Here is a 3,268-nt window from a genome sequence, read left to right on the forward strand (position 1 = left end):
TGTCAGCCAGCGTGGCGCCATTGGAGACGTTCAGCGTCTTGTTGTTGATGGTGGTGTTCTTGACCTGCGCATTGGGTCCTGAGACCTGGGCATACTGGTCGTTGACCAGCCTTCCGGCGATGGACCCTGTCAGGTCCAGCCCGGCCCCTGCGGCACTGGTCACATGGGTGTCACCGTTATAGCTGTTCTGGCCGCTGAGGGTTTCTGTTCCGCCAGCGATGGTCAGGCCCCCCTTGCCGGAGAGGGAGCCGGCATAGCCGTCCTGTGCGTTTGTGAGGGTGAGCGTGTCATTGAGGACGCCGGTGCTGTTTGTGCCGGAGAGAGTTCCGACCGTGGCCCCGCCATCCCCGATGGTGAACTGGCCCCCAGTGGCGGCGAGCTTGCCGGAGACATTGGTTCCCCTGTCGAGCAGCAGCGTCCCGGCTGTCGTGACATTGCTCAGCTGGGCATTGTGGGCCTCCAGCGAGCCGGTGCTGGTGTTCGTGACCGTTCCGGTGACGGCTGAACCATCCTGGAGGGCGGAGTGGCCGTTGTTGACAAGTGCTCCGGCAAGGGAGCCTGTCAGGGTCAGGTCACCACTCTGCCCGACGGTTGTGTCGCCGGTATAGGCCTGATGGTTCGTGAGGGTTTCTTTCCCCCCGTCAAGGGCCAGCCCGCCCTTGCCGGAGAGGATACCGTTATAGGTGTCATTGGCCTTTGTCAGGGTGAGCGTGCCATCCAGCGTGCCGTTGCCGTTTCCTGCGAGGGACCCGGCGGAGGCATTGTTGCTGGTGACGGTCAGGTTCTGGCCATCATGGGTGAGGGTACCGCCGATGGTGCTGTTGTCGAGTGTCAGGGACCCGTTGCCCGTATTGGTGACAGCACCATCCGTTTTGTTGCCCCCGGCGAGGGTCATGACGCCGCTGTTTGTTGCGGAAGCCTGAGACCCGCCCGTGGCGCTGAAGGTGGCATTGGCAGCGTTTGTGACATTGCCCGTCCGGCTGCTGCTGAGGGTTGCTGCACCATTGTTGGTGATGTCAGCCAGCGTGGCGCCATTGGAGACGTTCAGCGTCTTGTTGTTGATGGTGGTGTTCTTGACCTGCGCATTGGGTCCTGAGACCTGGGCATACTGGTCGTTGACCAGCCTTCCGGCGATGGACCCTGTCAGGTCCAGCCCGGCCCCTGCGGCACTGGTCACATGGGTGTCGCCGGTATAGCGGTTCTGTCCGCTGAGGGTTTCTGTTCCGCCAGCGATGGTCAGGCCACCCTTGCCGGAGAGGATACCGTTATAGCCGTCCTGTGCGTTTGTGAGGGTGAGCGTGTCATTGAGGACGCCGGTGCTGTTTGTGCCGGAGAGAGTTCCGACCGTGGCCCCGCCATCCCCGATGGTGAACTGGCCCCCAGTGGCGGCGAGCTTGCCGGAGACATTGGTTCCCCTGTCGAGCAGCAGCGTCCCGGCTGTCGTGACATTGCTCAGCTGGGCATTGTGGGCCTCCAGCGAGCCGGTGCTGGTGTTCGTGACCGTTCCGGTGACGGCTGAACCATCCTGGAGGGCGGAGTGGCCGTTGTTGACAAGTGCCCCGGCAAGGGAGCCTGTCAGGGTCAGGTCACCACTCTGCCCGACGGTTGTGTCACCGGTATAGGCCTGATGGTTCGTGAGGGTTTCTTTCCCCCCGTCAAGGGCCAGTCCGCCCTTGCCGGAGAGGATACCGTTATAGGTGTCATTGGCATTGGTGAGATGCAGGGCACCATCCAGCGTGCCGTTGCCGTTTCCTGCGAGAGAACCGACAGAGGCGTTTTTGTCCGTGACGGTCAGACTCTGGCCATTATGGGTAAGGGTACCGTCGATGGTGCTGTTGTCGAGCGTCAGGGACCCGTTGCCAGTATTGGTGACATCTCTTGAAACTGTACTGAAGGCCCCCAGTGTCATGGAGCCTTGGTTGTCGGCAGAGCTGATCGTTCCGCTGTTCTGGAGGGTGAAGCTGGCCCCAGCAGCATTGATGACATGGCCAGCGGTAGTTCCGCTATCCAGCGTGGCTGTTCCGGCGTTGTTACTGACATCACCCAGCCTTGAGTTGTAGGTGGTGAGTGTGCCGGAATTCGTGGTCTGCCCGTTTATCGTGGTGTGGTCGAGTTTCATCGTGCCCGCATTGTCGGCGGAAGCGAGACTGTTGTTGACTGTCGTGCCGTCGGAATGCTGGCTCTGCTGGGTTGTGAAGGTGGCTCCCTTGGCGTTGGTGATGGCCCCTGCCGTCGTGCCGGTGAGGACCGTCTCCCCGGCATTGTTGTCAATGTCCTTGGTCTGGCTTTCATTCAGCGTGGTGGTGCCATCATTGTTGATGACCTTGCCCAGAATGGCATTTTGCGACGTGAAAAGGTGTGTATTGGTCGTCGTCCCGCCGATGCTGACTTGGCCTGCGGTGTTGGCATTGGGGTTGACGTAGGTATCACCCTCGTTTCTGAGGTCCCCGGTGATGCTGCCTTTCAGGGTGAAGGAGCTGTTCTGGCCGATATGGGTTTCACCGTTATAGGTGTTGTGGCCATTGAGATACTCACCCGTGCTCTGGATGTCGTTTTTGCCGCCCCCGAGGATGGTCAGGCCACCCGTGCCGGTGATGGTACCGTTATAGCCATCATGCCCACCGGTGAGTGTCAGGGTGTCATTGAGCGTGATTTTGGCGTCACTGTTCGTGCCTGCAAGCGATTCAGCACTGGCGCCGCCTTGACCGATGGTAATCTGGCCACCATCAGAAGCAAGGGTGTGGGCAATGGTTGTTCCCTGGTCGAGCAGCAGCGTCCCGGCCGTACTGGTATTTGTGGCAGCCCCCAAGGCAGCACCATGTGCTTCCAGAGAGCCCTGATTGGTGTTTGTGACCACTCCGTTGACAGCGGAACCGTTCTGGAGAGTGGAGTGGCCGCCATTGACAAGTGCCCCGGCAAGGGAGCCTGTCAGGGTCAGGTCACCACTCTGCCCGACGGTTGTGTCGCCGGTATAGGCCTGATGGTTCGTGAGGGTTTCTTTCCCCCCGTCAAGAGCCAGCCCGCCCTTGCCGGAGAGGATACCGTTATAGGTGTCATGGGCATTGGTGAGATGCAGGGCACCATCCAGCGTGCCGTTGCCGTTTCCTGCGAGAGAACCGACAGAGGCGTTTTTGTCCGTGACGGTCAGACTCTGGCCATTATGGGTAAGGGTACCGTCGATGGTGCTGTTGTCGAGCGTCAGGGACCCGTTGCCAGTATTGGTGACATCTCTTGAAACTGTACTGAAGGCCCCCAGTGTCATGGAGCC

At 60.5% G+C, this 3,268-nt stretch carries 1 protein-coding gene; it reads right to left on the reverse strand.

The genetic code is table 11. From position 1 onward, the window contains the following. Positions 1–3,268, reverse strand: a 3,268-nt coding sequence (locus tag GM608_RS08895; protein WP_408863049.1) for a beta strand repeat-containing protein, incomplete at both ends; no start/stop codon positions are given.

The organism is Bombella sp. ESL0380, assembly GCF_009725805.1.
Classification (GTDB): domain Bacteria; phylum Pseudomonadota; class Alphaproteobacteria; order Acetobacterales; family Acetobacteraceae; genus Bombella; species Bombella apis.